Genomic DNA, 15,478 nt, shown 5'->3' on the forward strand with positions numbered 1-15,478 from the left:
CCTGATGTTGCGATCACCATTCGTCCGCTGGACCCTGGGTGCCCTCGTCGTCGTCATCGCGCTTGGCGTGTTACGCATGCGGCCGTGGACCACGCCGGCCGTGCCGGAGGCATCGACGACGACAGCGCCCGAGACGCTTGCCGTAGGCTTTCTGCCCGTGACGTGTCACCTCACGTGTCCGGTCACCGACTACGCGACGCGCACGAGTACCTCCACGCGCTTCGAATCGCAGCGCTTCACCGACTTCCCGACGGTGGTCGAGACCCTGAAGAGCGGCCGGCTGGACGCGACCTTCATGATCGCGCCGCTGGCCATGAAGCTGCGCGAGCAGGGCGTGCGCGTCAAGATCGCGTACCTCGGGCATCGTGATGGCTCGACGGTGATGGTGCGCAAGGACCTGCCCGCCACATCATTGAAGGACCTCAAGGGACGGACGTTCGCCATCCCGAGCAAGTACAGCAACCAGAATCTCGTCATCCGGAAGTTGATGCAGGACGAAGGGATTGACCCGGCCACGATTCGCTTCGTCGAGATGCCGCCGCCAGACATGCCCGGCGCGCTCGCGAGCAAGGCCATCGACGCCTACTTCGTGGGCGAGCCGCATGCCGCGCGAGCCGAGCTCGATGGGTCGGGTCGCGTGCTGTATCACGCCAAGGACATCTGGCCGCGCTTCATCTCCTGCGTGCTCGTGGTCACCGAGAAGCTGATCGCCGAACGGCCGGCGGTCGTGCGTGATCTGGTGCGCGGCATCGCCGAGAGCGGCGAGTGGGCCGAACAGCATCGCGTCGAGGCCGCGGCCGTCGTAGCGCCGTACTTCCGCCAGGACGAGAAACTGGTGCGGTACGTACTGACGCAACCGCCCGATCGCGTGAGCTACCGGATGCTCACGCCGCTCGACGAGGAGATGCAGCAGATCGCCGACATGGGTCTGGCCGCCGGCATTCTCGCGCGTCGGCTCGACGTGAAGGATCTGGTCGACCGCCAGTTCATCCCGGCCGACATCCAGCCGGCGAAGATCGACGCACCAGCGCCAGCACCCTGAATGTTGCTCATGCTGCGGCGTTGAATTGGCGGCATCGCGGCATCTCGGCATTACGGCATTGCACGACGAGCGGCGCCGAAGGGCGCCGCTCGTCGCTCCTCTACGCTTCCTGCAGTCGCTTGATCAGCTGAATCTGCCCGGCGTGATACACGGCATGGCTCGTGATGCCGAGCACGAGTTCCGCGCGCTCGGCGTCCGGCAACGCCGAGGTCGCCGCTCCCGTGTCAATCGCCTCGATCAGGTCGGCCAGGCGGTCGTGCTCCTGCGCGACGATGGTCTGCACGCGCTTCCAGGACATTGCGCGGTCGCTGTCGAGGCTGAACCAGTCGTCGCCCTCCAGCACGAACGGCTTGGGTTCGTGTCCGCTCACCCGTGCCCGCACGCCCCGCACGATGTAGGCGTGGTGCACGGCGATTTCGGCGATGTTGTGTCGGCCTGCGGCGGGGCGCCAGTAGGCCGTCGCCGCCGTGACATCGCCCAGCGCGGCCTTCATGTCCGCGCCGTGCCACGCGCCTGGACCGTAGCCCTCCCTCAGGACGCGGCTTTCGGACAGATGGTTGGTGGCGGTGCTGGTGTTCTGCTTGCTCATGATGCCCTCCTTGCATGACTGTTGTAGGACGTAGGGGAGGAGGCGGTCTTGGCAAAAGTTGCGCTCGACATGCAGGCTGCGCTCGAGCGGCGCCGGAGGACCGGCGAGGCCGGCACGACGACGTCGCGGATCCTGGCGCGCGGCGCCGGCTGGAGCGTCGCCGACGTGATCTGCACGGCCGGACCGCGCGACCGTCCGTTCGAGGAACGGCATGCGCAGCATTCGATTGCCGTCGTGCTCAGCGGCAGCTTCCAGTACCGCACGACGACCGGCGGTGGCGTAATGACACCCGGCGCCATCATGCTTGGCAACCCGGGCCAGTGTTTCGAGTGCGGGCATGCGCACGGCGAGGGCGATCACTGTGTCGCGTTCTGGTTCTCGCCGGACTACTTCGAGCGCATCGTGGCTGATGCAGGTGTCCGGGGCCGGTTGAACTTTCGCACACCGCGCCTGCCGCCCGTACGCGCCATGGCACCCCTGGTGGCCGCAGCAGGTGTCGGGACGGAAGTGGAGCGGAGTGAGGCGGCCTGGGAGGAACTCGGGATCCTGCTCCTGGGGGAGGCGGTGCAGTCGAGCGGCGACGTGACGCGTGGTCCCAGGACACCGCCCCATGCGGAAGCGCGAGTCAGCGCCGCGGTTCGTGCCATCGAGGCTATGCCCGACGCGCCACACACGCTCGCGTCGCTCGCCGCGGCTTCTGGCGTCAGCCCGTTCCATTTTCTCCGCACGTTCAGGCAGGTGGCCGGTGTTACGCCGCACCAGTACGTGCTGCGTGCGCGGCTGCGTGCCGCGGCCTGGCAGCTCGCGACCCCGACGCCGGTCCGCATCCTCGACGTCGCGCTCGACAGCGGCTTCGGCGAGGCGTCCAACTTCGACCGCGCGTTCAGGACGGAGTTCGGTGTGTCACCGCGTGCCTACCGCCAGCGCTTCGTGGAACCCTGATCCATGGCGACCAACTACACCGTCGTACTGTTCTCACGCCAACACATCGGCGATAACCCCGGGGCCTTTGACGACGTCGAGCCCAACGTTGCCTTCGTGGGCCCGGGCAAGGACTTTCCCTTCGATTGTCCCGGCGTCAATTCCGCGGCGGCGGCGTTGCTGATGTTCCAGTCGCGGGACGTCGATCATCAACGGAACGTGTTTCGCGTCAACGGCGTGGACGTGTTTGGCGGACTGCCGGCGAGTCCCGCGAGGGATGCCTGGAATGGCAACATCCTGCTGATCGAGCCGCACCACCAACTGAGGGCGACCGGCAACGTCTTGCGTGTCGAGGCGCGCTCGTCTGATGGCGGGAGCGCTGGCGGGATCGACGACTTCATCCTCGACAATGTCGTCATCATGTACAAGACCGCGGACATCGTGGCACAGCTACCGACGGCCACGGGCGACCTCGCGGCGTTCCTCACGTCCGGGTTGCTGGCCTCGATCGCCAACGTGCGTGGATCGGGGTCCGGAGCGGATCCCGCCGATCAGCGCAACGAATACATCCTGCCCACGCCGGCCCAACTCGCGGCGTGGCGCGCAGTGTTCCGGAGCCTCATCGGCGGGGCGTGGGATGAGGCGCACGCACGAGCCAGGATGATCAGTTCGACCTACAACGTCGTCCGGTTCTTCGACACGCCCTCGGGCCGCACGCACTACCTGCTCATGGAAGGCGTGCCGGGTCAGATTCCGGCGCCGGCGCCACATTCGGCGGGCGAGGCGATTACCGACCCTGCCGATCCGACGGCCCGAGGCTGGGGCACGTACATCTTCGACGCGGAGCCGCAGCGCGCGCTGAGCTTATCGGCGCCCCATCTCCACGACGATCTCGAAACGGAGCATCAGGCGATCGAAGCCTACCTGGCATCGCGGGCCCGCACGCTGCTCATTGCCGGCACCGACCGCGACCAGAACACGACCGCAGGGGAAGGGCGCGTGATTGCCGCCGGGGTCTTTGACGCCAGCGGCGGTTGTGCGGCGCGGGGAACCGACAACATGCAGATGCGATTCGCCTCTGGCTTGCCCCACGCCAGCATCTGTCGGGAAGACAGCACTCCAATCGGACCGTCGCGATTTATACACGTGGAGCAGCGCCGCACCGTGCGTCGTGCGTCATCAGACTCCGAGGCCACAGCGGGAGTAAACCGCGCCATCGTCCTGTCCGCCATCTTGGCGACATTCACGTAACGGGAATTGGCACCGCATGAAGATCCGCTCCTGAAGATCGGGTGGCGTGTGGCGGAGGACGAATCGGCGCCTCACGAACGGCCGCGCAGATCCCGGGCCGCGGCAGCCATGGCCGCAACCTTGGCGGACGCGATCTCGACCGTGTTCATCGGACGATTCGAGAAGGTGCCGAACCCGCAGTCAGGATTCAGGAACACGCGTTCGGCGGGATAGAGACGGAGCGCCTCTTCGACGGCCGCACGAATCTGCGCCGGCGTCTCGACCTGGTCGGTGCGAGGATTGACGACGCCCAGCCCGATCTCCTTGCCCTCGAACCCGATGAGTGTGCCGGCCCGCTCGGTGGCGTATTCCAGGACGAGCTGCGTGATTTGCAGCCGGTCGAGATAGGTCCTTAGCGCCTGGTAGCCGCCGCTCAGAAGCGTCGACTCGTCGCGGCTCCAGTTACCGCGGCACACGTGGAGACCAATCCGCAGATCGTCGACGCCCGCCACCACTCGATTGATCAGCGAGACGGCGAACTCGAGCTCCTCGCCCGGATCGCTGCGCGCGGCGAGCGCCGCGCACATGAACGTCCGCGTCCGTCCGGGCGCGAAGGCGACCTCTGTGAGCACCGGTTCGTCCAACTGCACGAACTCCACGCCGGCCGATTGCAGTTCCCCGAGCTCGCTGCGGAGGAGCGCAACGACGTCCTCCGCGAGCGCTTCCTTGTCCGGGTAGTACGCGCGCGTGAGTTCCGGCACGAACATCGCTCGGGTGAGGAGATAGGGTCCGGGCAGCGTGACCTTGATCGGGAGGCCCGTGTGGCGGCGCGCGAACGTCAGGTCGTCGACCGTCAGCGGCTCCCGCCGGTCGATGCGGGCCGTGCAGATCGGGCTGCTGATCGAATAGGCGGGGACGTCGAGCGTCTGGAGGAGTTGCTCGAAGCCAGCCTTGTCCTCGACGAAATCGAGCATCTCGGCGAGGGTCATGAGCCGTACGCCGGACAGCTTCTCGGCGACGAACGAGTAGAAGTTGTCGCGCCGCAGCTCGCCGTCCGTCACGATGTCGCAGCCGAGGGTCTCTTGCAGCCGCAGCAGATCCACCACCGCCTCGTCGGCGATGCGATCGAATTCCGCGCGGTCGATCCGACGGCGGCGATAGGCGCGCATCGCTTCGGCGACCCCTGGCGGCCGCGGCCAGCTGCCGACGGTCGTGACGGGAAAGAGCGGCAGGCTCACGACGAGGCCGGTGCGAAGAACCGTTCCGACTCGACCGCTGCCATCAGCGGGCCGAAGCCCGTCGTCCGCCCTGGCAGCCAGGCCTTCAGGCCTTCCAGGTCCATCATCTCGCGGTGCGCGGGATTGTCGTAGCGCATGGCAAAGAGCGCGTCGAGCCACGCGTTCTCGACCGAGCGATCGAGCGTCTCGCGGACCGTGAAGACGCAGTGGTCGAACCGATCCGTTTCCCCGACGATGCTGAATTGGTTGGCGTCGATCGTGCCGTCCTTGACCCAGCCGTCCCAGTTCAGGTCGAGCATCGCGCACGCCGCCGCGTCGCCCCTGGTGAGGCAGTCCAGCGCGTCGCGCTCGCCGCCGACGTGATCGCCGTGCTTGCCGACGAGGACGTCGAACCGCCGGACCGTGACGTCCACTCCGGGGCTGAGTCCTTCGCGGCGCAGGCGACCGAGTGGGATGAGCGTGGCCTGCGGCGAGTCGATCGCGCCGGTGGCGATCGTGCGCCCTTTCAGGTCCGCGAGTGTCTGCACCGGACCGCTGCGCCGCGCGACGACGTAGGCGATGCGATCGCGATCGGTATCGCGCATGGCAATGGCGCGGCAGCCGTTGCCCGATCGCCGCTGCGCGTCGACCCACGCGAGCGGCGAGTTCCAGGCGTTGTCGATCGCGCCCGACAGCAGTCCGTCGTTCTGATCCTCGTAGGTAGAGTAGAACGCGACGTCGATCGGTGCGCCCTGTGCGTCGAAGAAGTCGCGGATGATCTCCCAGATCACCGACACCTTGGGGTCGTACATCACCGCCCCGACCTTCAGCGGGCGCGACATCAGAACACCTCCAGCCCGCACAGGGCGCGGCCGATGAACTCGTAGGCGACCTCGCTCGTCGGCGCCATCACGATCGGCGCGCGTGCATCGCGGAACAGCCGCTCGATGCCGTGCGCCCCGCCGAAGGCCGCGCCGCCGCACGCCCGCATCGCCATGTCGGTGACCGCCACCGCCGTTTCGGTGCCCGAGGCCTTGGCCTCGAGGACCATCAACTGGGTTGCCGGACCCGGCGACTCCAGCGAATCGAGGACGGCGCCGAGGTGCGCCCGCGCACGGTCCGTATCGATGCGCATCCTGGCGATTTGCGCGCGTAGCGTCGGCAGATCCGCCAGCGAACTGTTGGATTGCTCGAACCGCGTGTGGGTGACGTGGCCGATGGTCGCATTCACTGCCGCTTCGGCAATGCCGATGCCGACCGCCGCCGATCCCACCTGGAAAAGCGGCAGCACGACACCGAGCATCATGTCGAGCCCCTTGCCGTCAGCCGTGAGCGCGCGGTCGGCGCCAACCGACACGTTCGAGAGCGTCATCGGCGCGCTGGCGTTGCCGCGGAGACCGAGTCCGCGCCACGGCCCCGACACTGCCACGCCCGCGTCCTCCTTGAGGACGACGTAGATCGAGCTCTCGAGCGGTTGCGTCGCGCCGGCCGACTGTGTCGACACGACGTAGCCGTCGGCGTGGCCGGCCGACGTGACGAATGACTTCTGGGCGTTGATCGACACGGCGCCGTTGCCGGAAGCGCTGGCGCGGCTCACCGGCGCCCAGAAGTGGCTGCGCGATCCCTTCTCGCTGAAGGCGAGCGTCGAGATGTGTCGGCCTGCGGCAGCGGCCTCGAGCAGCGGCGCAGTCTTGTCCGGTGCGGCGGTGTAGCAGGCGACGCCGCACAGGTGCATCAGGTAGACCATCGCGGTGGATGGGCAGCGCTGCGCCACCGCGTCGATCACTGCGGCGACGGTTCGCGGACCCTGGCCGAGCCCGCCATGCGTCTTCGCCACAGTCAAGCCGAGAAGCCCGCTCGCGCCGAGCGCGGCAATCGAGTCGGCCGGGAACGCCGCGTCGCGATCGACGCTCGCCGCCCGCGGCGCGAGATCCCTGTCGGCGACCGCGGCCGCGGTGGCAACGATCTGCTGCTGCTCGTCATTCAATCGATACACCGCTGGTCCTCCTTGGACTTACGAGGTCAGAACGAGTTCGATGTCGAGATCGAGGGCCTCGCGCAGCGTCGAGACGAGCGGCAGGCGTTCAATCATTTCGTCGAACAGCACACGGGTGGTCCTGTCATCCACCGAGGCGACAAACACCTTGATCGCGATCCGGCGGATGCGCGGCCGGCCGGTCTCACCAATCACCTCGAGGTACGCGAGCCCGTCCTGCAGTTCGCCTGTCACGAGTGCCTCGACCGCCTCGATCGGGAGGCGCCGGCGCCGCGCGAACTCGCGCAGCCCGTTGACGACCTCGCCGCCGACGGCGCCGAGCGCGTACTCGAGCGCGGCCACGTGCGGCGACGCGTCGTCGAACTCGACGGGACGGCCGATTGAAAACTGGCGGCGGCCGACCGAGACGCGCGCGTCCGCGGGCCCCGGCGCCGTCACTCGCAGCGAGATGACGATGATGGCGGTCATGCGTGAACGGTTGCCGGGCCTCGAGCGATCCCGGCAGAGACGGATGTCTGAATCAGCGAACGGGTGGCGCGACGCGCCACTGGGGCGGGGTTATCAGGTGAAGCCGGAGCCGATGCGGTACGAGCCCATCTGGCACCGCATGCTAGCACTTCTCGGTGGGTGGAGTGAGACGTGCGGTGACGCCGTTGGGTGCGATCGCGAGCCGGTCTCCCACTCGCGCGTGAAGTGCTCATCACCATGGTGTTCGCGTTGGGCCGACTGCACGAGGCGACAGCTGCAGCAGCACTTGTGATACCGCGCCCCGTCCGATGCAGGGTGCATGGTGTGCCGCGACTCACGTGATCGACAACCTATGCGAGCCGCTACGTTTGGCAACGAAGTGCCTTGCATCAAGGGCTGGATGGCCAGCAATCCCGGTTGCGAGGTACAGCCTTGCGTGCTACGGTGTGGGCTCATTCAAAGGCATTGGGCTGGTGTGGGCGTTTCGACGCACCCAGTGACGATCGCCACTGCACGCGCAACCTCCCCGCGACTGCAGTGAAGCGGTGTCTGGATCCTGAGGCACGGACGACCGGTCGTCGCGTGGTCGCCGCTGCATACCTCCGCGCGACGATATCAGGGGAAATACCAATGACGTGCAAGATCACGCTGAGCCTGCTTCTCGGAGTTGTCCTTCTGCCGCTGTCGGCCCACGCACAGAGCGACGCGGACTGCAAGAACCTTCCCTCTCACGCACAGCTCAAGGCAGCGATCGATGTGGCGGTGGGTCAGGAGGGGAGCGGGTTGAATCTGCACATGTGGGCGACCGTGGTCAACAGGGACGGGATCGTCTGCGCCATCGCCTTCTCCGGAACAGATCGCGGCGCGCAGTGGCCAGGCAGCCGCGTGATTTCGGCGCAGAAGGCGAGCACCGCGAATGCCTTCAGTCTGGATAGTTCCGCTGCCAGTGGCGGTTCCGGAGGTGCGCTGGCGCTCTCCACAGCGAACCTCTATTCGGCCGTACAACCCGGAGGCAGCCTCTTCGGCCTGCAGGCGAGCAATCCCGTGTCGACCGCCGACGCCTACAAGGGCCCCTCCGACAACTACGGACAATTCAACGATCCGCTGGTTGGTGAGAAAGTGGGCGGAGTGAATGTATTCGGAGGAGGGCTGGCCCTCTACGCGTCAGTACAGAACGGCCCGGCGCAGATTGTTGGAGGCGTTGGCGTCAGCGGTGATACGTCGTGTGCGGATCACAATATCGCCTGGCGGGTGCGGCACAACCTCGAGCTCGACTACCTGCACCTTGTCCCAGGCGTCGCTGGGCTCTTTCAAGGGGATGCGGCCCATCCCGACAACATCATCTTCGACATCGTCTCGAATCCCGGAGGCGGCACAGGAATCAGCCCGTCGGGCTTTGGTCACCCGACGTGCTTCAAGACCGTCTCCGGCGGCCTGCCCGCAGTAAGGTAGCCGGTTGTGCCTGTGCGTGGACGCGTCATGTGCGCGTCCACCACTTCGTCGGTGGGCGAGCAGCGTTTCCTGATTGGCCAGCGAGGCCCTCGCGTCCGGAATCAAGCGGCACGTCTTGGCCTTCGTAACGTCAGAACCTCGCCTTGAGTACGAATTGCAGCTGTCGCATCGGGGTGAACGGCAGCAGGCTCGAGATGGTTCCGACGTTGCCAGTCCCGATGGTGCTCGCCGGATTGGCAAAGGCCGGCTGGTTCAGCAGGTTGAACGCCTCGACGCGAAATTCGGTCTCGACCCTGCCGACGCGCGTGAGCTTGCCGACGGATGCGTCGATCGTGAACTGCCCGGGACCCCGCAGGATGTTCCGGCCGGAGCTGCCATATGTCGCTGTCGGCTCCGTTGGCCTGATGAAGTCCTCGACGGCGAACCACCGGTCGACGGTGGGGTTCTCGACGTGGCCGGGCCCGATGCGGTCGGGACGATACAGAGGGAAGCCAGCCGTCACGGTCGACGACGGGTTCGAGTCCTGGAACACGGTGAACGGATAGCCTGAGCGCACCAGCAGAATACCGCTGACTTGCCATCCGCCGAGCATCGTGTCCCTGGCGAACGGAAGGACGTAGATCCAGTTCGACGTCAGCACATGCCGCAGGTCGTAGTTCGCGGGGCCGCGATTGTAGGTGAGATCGTAGGAGTTCGGGAAGCGAGAGAGGCCATCCGTCTCGGAATCCAGATCGATGGCCTTCGCGAACGTGTAGGAGGTCTGGACGGATAGTCCGTCCGAGAAGCGTCTTACGAACCGCGCCTGCAGGGCGTGGTAGTCAAGTGTGCCCTTCGGCGTCGACTGGACGACGCTCGCGAGCGTGGGGTTGACGCGAAAGAACGGGCGGTTGACGTTGGGGTTCGCCACACCGAGCGTGGCCCGCGCCTGGTTGACGTCCACGAGCACGACGAGTTGGCGCCCGCGCGATCCGATGTAGCCGACGTCCACGACCGAGTTGCGTCCGATCTGGTGCTGGACGCCGAGGTTCCACTGCTGCGCGTACCCATCGCGGAAGTTCGGATCGAAGCTCGATCGCGACGTGCCTCCGGTGAGCGGCGTCGCAGGGATGCGACCGCTCGACAGCGAAATCGTCGGCACGAAGGGCGATGGGTTCGTCAGCGTCTGGGCCAGAAGGAATGGGGGGTTCTGGCCCTTCGACCCGGACGTCCCGGTGAACGGGCTGTTCCAGAACATGCCAAAGCCGCCACGAACGACGGTGCGTCCCTCTCCCTTCACGTCATGTGCGAATCCCATGCGTGGCGCGAAATTCGTCCTGGAGTAGGTCTGCAGGCGACGGCCGACCTCCACACCCGCAAGCACGGCATCGTCGGAGGCGACGACGAACTGCCCTGTGGACGTATCGAAGTTTGACTGTCGATTGTCGTCCTCGGCGTAGGGCACGAAGAGATCCCACCGCACCCCGAGGTTGAGCGTGAGCCCGCCGCTGACGCGGAAGTCGTCCTGCAGGTAGCCGGCCCACTCCGGCCGCCGCTCGGTGTACGGCGCTTCGAGCAGCCCGCGATTGAACAGCGATGGATAGCCGAGCACCAGGTCGGCAAACGAGAAGCCGCTCGCCGGCAGGGGAGCGCAGCCTCCCTGCCTTCCCGCGCAGCTGGACGTGAGACTGGAGTTGAACGCGAACAGGCCGATCTGACCCGAGGTGTCGACGATGCGCTTGCGAAGGATCAGGCTTGCTCCGCTCTTGACGGTGTGGCGCCCGCGAACGTGGGTCACGCTGTCGGTGAGCTGCAGGGCGGACATGTCGAGCCTCAGGGGACCTCCGCCGCTTCCCAGGCCGCGCATATCCGGCAACGACATGGTCACCATGCCCGATGTCCGTTCATCGAGGTTGATGCCAGGGATGCCGAGTTGCTCCGAAGTGTCCTGACCGAACCCGAACGGCGCGAAGCCCACGTCGATGGAACTCCAGCCGAGTCGGAACTCGTTGAGCCATTGGGGGGCAAAGACGTGCGTGTCGTTGACGGCGAGACTGCCGGCATCGATATCGTACACACCGGGAAGCCCGAATCCACCACCGACTCCACCATCACCTTGCGGCAATGAGGGCGGGATCTCACGCTCCGCGTACTGAGCGCTGTAGCGGGCGAACAACCGATTCGCTGTCGTCAGGGCGTGATCGATCCGGACGTCGAATTGATTCTCGCGCCGGCGCAGGGTCGGGTTGATCACGTAGTTGTCGATCGTCTGGCCCGTGGACGCACGCTGTCCCGTCGTGTTCGGGAGGGGATAGAGTTGTTCGACGACCCGGCGAGCCGTTTCATCGAGCCGTCCGGGAGGGACGACGTTGCCGGGGAACGGCAGCCCGGTCGTCGCGTCGTAGATGACCCGATTGATTTCCGAGAAGTCACCGCGGCGCATGGCCTCGCTCGGCACGGTCGAGACCAGGGTCAGATCCTGCTTGATGCGGGTGCCCTGGTAGTCGGTGAAGAAGAACGTCCGGTTCTTCACGAGCGGTCCGCCGAGCGTGCCACCGAATTGATGCTGGCCGAAGTCGGGTCTCGGCCGGCCGGCACGGTTGTTGAACCAGTCGTTCGCATCGAACCGATCGTCACGGAGGAACCCGAAGCCGCTCCCGCGGAACGTGTTCGCGCCCGATCTGGTCTGCAGGCTCACGACCCCACCCGTCGAACGGCCGAACTCGGCGGCATAGATGCTCGTGCGGACCTTGAACTCGTCCAGCGCGTCCACGCTGGGGAAGATCGCCACCGTGTTCAGCCACGTCTCGTTGTTGTCGACGCCATCGAGGAGGAAGTTGTTGTCGCGCGGACGCTGTCCGTTCGCAGTAAAGGACGCCGAGTTCCTCCAGCCGACGCTGCCAGCTCCATCGAGGTTCTCGCCCGCGACGCCGCGCGCCACGCCGGGAATGGTGCGGGTCAGCTGCACGAAGTTGCGCGTGACGAGCGGCAGCATCTGGATCTCCGCCATGCCGAGCGTCGCACTCACGTCCGACGAGGACCGGCGCACGAGCGGGTTGGTCGCTTCGACCGATATGGAATCGGTGAGCGCGCCGATTTCGAGGCTCAGATCGACGCGCACCGTCTGATCGACAGAGACCTGGATCCCCGTCACCAACGCCTGACTGAAACCCGGCGCCTGGGCCGTGACGGAGTACACGCCAGTCCCCAGCAACGGCGCGGCATAGTCGCCGCTTGATCCGGTGGCTATCACGCGCGCGAGACCCGTGGCGGTGTGGGTCAGCGTGACTTGTGCGTCCGGAACGCCCGCGCCGGTCGCGTCGCGCACGGTTCCCAGGATCGTGCCGGTCACGTTCTGGGCAAGCGCAGCCGCGGGATGGAGAGAGACAACGGCGGCGAGACCGAACACACAGTGCTTCACCAGGCGAACCGCGGAATGGATTCGGCGCATCGGGCTCGAACGCTGTCATCGATAGTTGTCGGCCACGATGATGTCGCGCGCCCAGTGATCCATGTGGGCGAGCAGGGCCCATCGCCCATCCGGCGACACGGCGAGCACGCGTGGAGGACTGTAACCGCGACTCATCACCGGGAACGGTAGCTCGCCTAATCGGCGGGTGCGACCATCCTTGAAATTGTAGAACTCGAGCGCATCAGGTTTCGCCGGATCCGGACTCAATCCACTTGCGCCCGTCAGGAACACGATGCCGTCATCGACGACGTCCCACCGGCCCGGATAGATGCCGGACAACACGTTGGCGACATTTCCGTTATCGAGACTCAGGCGTTTGAGCGTGCCTGACGCGAATGGTCCCGAGCCGCGTTGGAGAAAATAGACGCTGCGCCCATCGGGAGACTCGCGAGGGTCGATGCCCTCCTGCGTGGTGAGCTGGACGGCTGTTCCACCTGCGGCGGCGATCCTCCAGATCTCCGGCCGACCAGACGCGTACGATTCGTAGTAGATCCACCGTCCGTCCCGGGACCACTCCGGGTTGATCTCGCGATGCTCGTCGTGAGTCAGGCGGATGAGCGGTCTGTCCTCGATGCCTGTGACGAAGAGATCGGTGAGATTCTCGCCGTCCACTGCGTCGAACACCAGGGACCGTCCGTCTGGCGACCACGAGGCCAACCCGACCGACATCCCCTCGATATCCGTGACGGTTCGCAATCGCGAGCCGTCACGGCTGGCCATATAGGCCCGCGCCTGGCCATCACGGTCCGACGTGAACGTGACCTGCGTACCGTCGCGCGAGAACCGCCCCGGCCAGTCGCGCCGCGTCGAGTCACAGAACGTGGTCCAGGCCGTGACACGACCATCCGGCTGCGGGCCCTGGAGGTCGATCATTCGCAGTCCCACGTCCGATTGGGCGTCGACGACCGCGACGCGGAAGGTTCCGTCGCGCCGGTATCCTGACGTCGAGAGCTGATAGGCGCCGCTCGGCAAGCCCACTGCTGGCGTCGCCGGGCCGCCAGAGACCGCGACGCGAAACGCCGTGAAATCGGCAGCGGTCCTTCGTGTGAACAGGATCTCGCGGCTGTCGGGCGTCCAGACTGGCGCGACGACAGCCCCTACCCAGTCGTCCAGGCGCACCGGTTCGCCACCCGCGGTTGGCACCACGAACAGCGCGGCCTTCGACGCGCCACCAAACGCGCCAGACCCGGCCGTTCGGACGAAGGCCACGTTCCGGCCATCAGGCGACACCTTGGGATCGCGGTCGTTGAATCCAGCGGGCGGCGTCGTCAATTGTCGATGCGCGCCGGTCGCGAGGACGTGGTGAAACAGCGCCAAACCCTTGTCGGTGCGATCAAAGTACACGAGCGACCGCGAATCGGGCAGCCACGTCGCCCCGACGCCTGAATCGATGATCTTCCGTGCCGTTCCTCCGAGCGGAGAGATCACATGGATGCCTGCGCTGACGCCGGCTTGACCCGAACCGAAGGCGATGAGCCGACCATCCGGCGACCAGGCGGGGAAGACCTCGGTGGTGTTCGGCGTGTTGGTCAGCCGCGTCAGCGCGTCGCTTTCGACTGCCTTCACCCACAGGTCGCTAGGTGCGCTGAAATCGGGCCCCGTCCAGTTGAACGCCACGAAGTTGCCATCGGGCGACAGCGACGGCGGTCCTCCCTCGGAGCCCGGGAAAGAGGTCACGGTAAGAAGGCGGACCGGCAGTGGCTCCGGACCCGTGCCCGTTCGAAGGCGAGGAGCGAACCACGCGACCGCGGCCAGCACGACGATCGCGGCACCGGCCGTCCATAGCCATCGTGACTGTCGCGGCGCCGACGCGACGGCAGTCGACGGTTCGTCGACACGTTCAGGAGGCGGGGCTTCCGATGTCGCGGCATCGATGTCGCGCTCCGGAACGTCCACGGGCACGAGGAGTCGATAGCCCCGGCGTGGCACCGTCTCGACGAAGCGCGGAGTGGCGGCCGAATCCTTCAGCGCCTCGCGTAGCCGGCTCACAGCCGAGTTCAATCCGTGATCGAAGTCGACGAAGGTGCCGTCCGGCCACAGGCGCTGGCGGAGCTCCTCGCGGGTGACCAGCTGGCCGGGTTGTTCGAGGAGCGCCATCAGGAGCGCGAGCGGCTGGTCCGACAGGCGGCAGGTAACGCCGTCGCCGGCCAGGTCCCCGGACCTCGGGTCGAACAGGAATGAACCGAAGCGAATCGGGCCCTGCGTAGAAGCGTGATTCCGCATCGCAGCCTGGGGCGACGCTGCATTATACGGTCGGCTCCCCCGGCGCAGGTGCGGCCCGTAAGCGCTGACGTGTCAACGATATGCCCTTTGTGACATGTCGGTGATCAACTCGTGTGCTTCTCGTGACCGCGGTTGCATTGAGGTACGCGCCCCGCATCGCCATCGTCGCTCCCCGGGAGGGTGGCGATGCCTCGACGCTGTTGGGGGTGGATCTGGCTTGCGGTGTTGGCGATTCACGGTGGCGTGACGTCTCCGGGCGTGGTGGCCGAAGGCCGTGACCAACTGCCAGCACCATCGCAAGGCGCGAGCGACATGCTGCTGCAGATCCGTGCCTACGCCGACGGGCGAGTCGCCCCGGGGACCTTGACCCGCGCACACGATGTCGCCAGGGGCATCCTGGATTCGGCCGGGCTCGGGACCGAATGGCGGTTGTGCGTCACCCCCGAGGCGTGTCCGCCGGCGGAGGGTCACGTTTCCGAGGTGGTCGTAATCCTCTCGTCACATGCACGCCCCGATGGGCACGTCGACTGCGGCAGGGCAGCGCGCGGTGAGAGTGACTCCGAAGGGACGGTCCTCGTGTCGGTTCCCTGCGTCCGCGACGTCGTCATGCGACTCGCGCGCCCGTCCAGGAACCGCGCGCACCCGCTGCTCGCGGCGGCGCGCCACGAGGATCTCGTGGGCGCGGTCATCGCGCACGAGCTCGGTCACGTGCTTGGCATGGGACATGCGCCGACGGGCCTCATGCGCGCACAACTCGGGGCCGACGAGCTCATCGCGCTGGGGTCGGGGCTGCTTGGCTTCAGTGAGTCGGAAGGCGCGATCTTGCGCACCCACGCAACGCTGGCGCGACGTGAGTAACGTCAGGTGGCGCCGGCCAATGGCACGCGTTCAT

Annotated in this window: 12 protein-coding genes; 5 read left to right on the plus strand and 7 right to left on the minus strand. The window is 66.6% G+C overall.

The features are described from left to right. Positions 1-4 precede the first annotated feature (4 nt). Entirely contained in the window at positions 5-1,042 is a 1,038-nt protein-coding gene (locus LuPra_RS11725) for an ABC transporter substrate-binding protein (protein WP_110170911.1), read from the plus strand. Between the two features lie 100 nt (positions 1,043-1,142). On the opposite strand, the gene LuPra_RS11730 is transcribed toward LuPra_RS11725, so the two are convergent. Continuing rightward, positions 1,143-1,631 (minus strand): DinB family protein, encoded by a 489-nt coding sequence (locus tag LuPra_RS11730; RefSeq protein ID WP_110170912.1) that lies wholly within the window; start codon positions 1,629-1,631, stop codon positions 1,143-1,145. Between the two features lie 48 nt (positions 1,632-1,679). Between LuPra_RS11730 and LuPra_RS11735 the strand changes: the two genes are divergently transcribed. Continuing rightward, complete coding sequence (locus LuPra_RS11735) at positions 1,680-2,573, plus strand: helix-turn-helix domain-containing protein (RefSeq protein ID WP_110170913.1); 894 nt, start codon at positions 1,680-1,682, stop codon at positions 2,571-2,573. Between the two features lie 3 nt (positions 2,574-2,576). Continuing rightward, on the plus strand, positions 2,577-3,803 hold the full coding sequence (locus tag LuPra_RS11740) for a hypothetical protein (RefSeq protein ID WP_110170914.1): 1,227 nt from the start codon (positions 2,577-2,579) through the stop codon (positions 3,801-3,803). 71 nt (positions 3,804-3,874) lie between these two features. Here the strand turns inward: LuPra_RS11740 and LuPra_RS11745 are convergent, their stop codons facing one another. The 4 genes from LuPra_RS11745 to LuPra_RS11760 are packed head-to-tail and all read right to left on the minus strand — an operon-like array spanning position 3,875 to position 7,463. After that, the gene (locus LuPra_RS11745; RefSeq protein WP_110170915.1) at positions 3,875-5,020 is read right to left on the minus strand and encodes a cobalamin-independent methionine synthase II family protein; all 1,146 of its coding nucleotides are present in this window, start codon (positions 5,018-5,020) and stop codon (positions 3,875-3,877) included. Continuing rightward, positions 5,017-5,841 carry a phosphate/phosphite/phosphonate ABC transporter substrate-binding protein gene (locus tag LuPra_RS11750; protein WP_201792186.1) on the minus strand — a complete coding sequence of 275 codons (825 nt, stop codon included), beginning with the start codon at positions 5,839-5,841 and terminating at the stop codon, positions 5,017-5,019. The genes LuPra_RS11745 and LuPra_RS11750 overlap by 4 nt, the downstream gene beginning before the upstream one ends. Then, positions 5,841-6,995, minus strand: a complete 1,155-nt coding sequence (locus LuPra_RS11755) for an acyl-CoA dehydrogenase family protein (RefSeq protein ID WP_234800845.1) — start codon at positions 6,993-6,995, stop codon at positions 5,841-5,843. The genes LuPra_RS11750 and LuPra_RS11755 overlap by 1 nt, the downstream gene beginning before the upstream one ends. Before the next feature lie 18 nt (positions 6,996-7,013). After that, positions 7,014-7,463: a hypothetical protein gene (locus tag LuPra_RS11760; RefSeq protein ID WP_110170916.1), complete on the minus strand. Its 450-nt coding sequence runs from the start codon at positions 7,461-7,463 to the stop codon at positions 7,014-7,016. A gap of 630 nt (positions 7,464-8,093) precedes the next feature. Here LuPra_RS11760 and LuPra_RS11765 point away from each other — a divergent pair. Continuing rightward, entirely contained in the window at positions 8,094-8,915 is an 822-nt protein-coding gene (locus LuPra_RS11765; RefSeq protein WP_110170917.1) for a heme-binding protein, read from the plus strand. Between the two features lie 130 nt (positions 8,916-9,045). On the opposite strand, the gene LuPra_RS11770 is transcribed toward LuPra_RS11765, so the two are convergent. Together LuPra_RS11770 and LuPra_RS11775 are read right to left on the minus strand one after the other, a co-directional pair. Next, complete coding sequence (locus tag LuPra_RS11770) at positions 9,046-12,312, minus strand: TonB-dependent receptor (RefSeq protein WP_162271363.1); 3,267 nt, start codon at positions 12,310-12,312, stop codon at positions 9,046-9,048. Positions 12,313-12,357: 45 nt separating this feature from the next. Continuing rightward, positions 12,358-14,586, minus strand: coding sequence for a winged helix-turn-helix domain-containing protein (locus tag LuPra_RS11775; RefSeq protein ID WP_110170919.1), 2,229 nt, complete (start codon positions 14,584-14,586; stop codon positions 12,358-12,360). 186 nt (positions 14,587-14,772) lie between these two features. On the opposite strand from LuPra_RS11775, the gene LuPra_RS11780 reads away from it, so the two are divergent. Further along, positions 14,773-15,444: a hypothetical protein gene (locus tag LuPra_RS11780; protein ID WP_157899039.1), complete on the plus strand. Its 672-nt coding sequence runs from the start codon at positions 14,773-14,775 to the stop codon at positions 15,442-15,444. Positions 15,445-15,478 lie beyond the last annotated feature (34 nt).

The organism is Luteitalea pratensis, assembly GCF_001618865.1.
GTDB classification, from domain to species: Bacteria; Acidobacteriota; Vicinamibacteria; order Vicinamibacterales; family Vicinamibacteraceae; genus Luteitalea; species Luteitalea pratensis.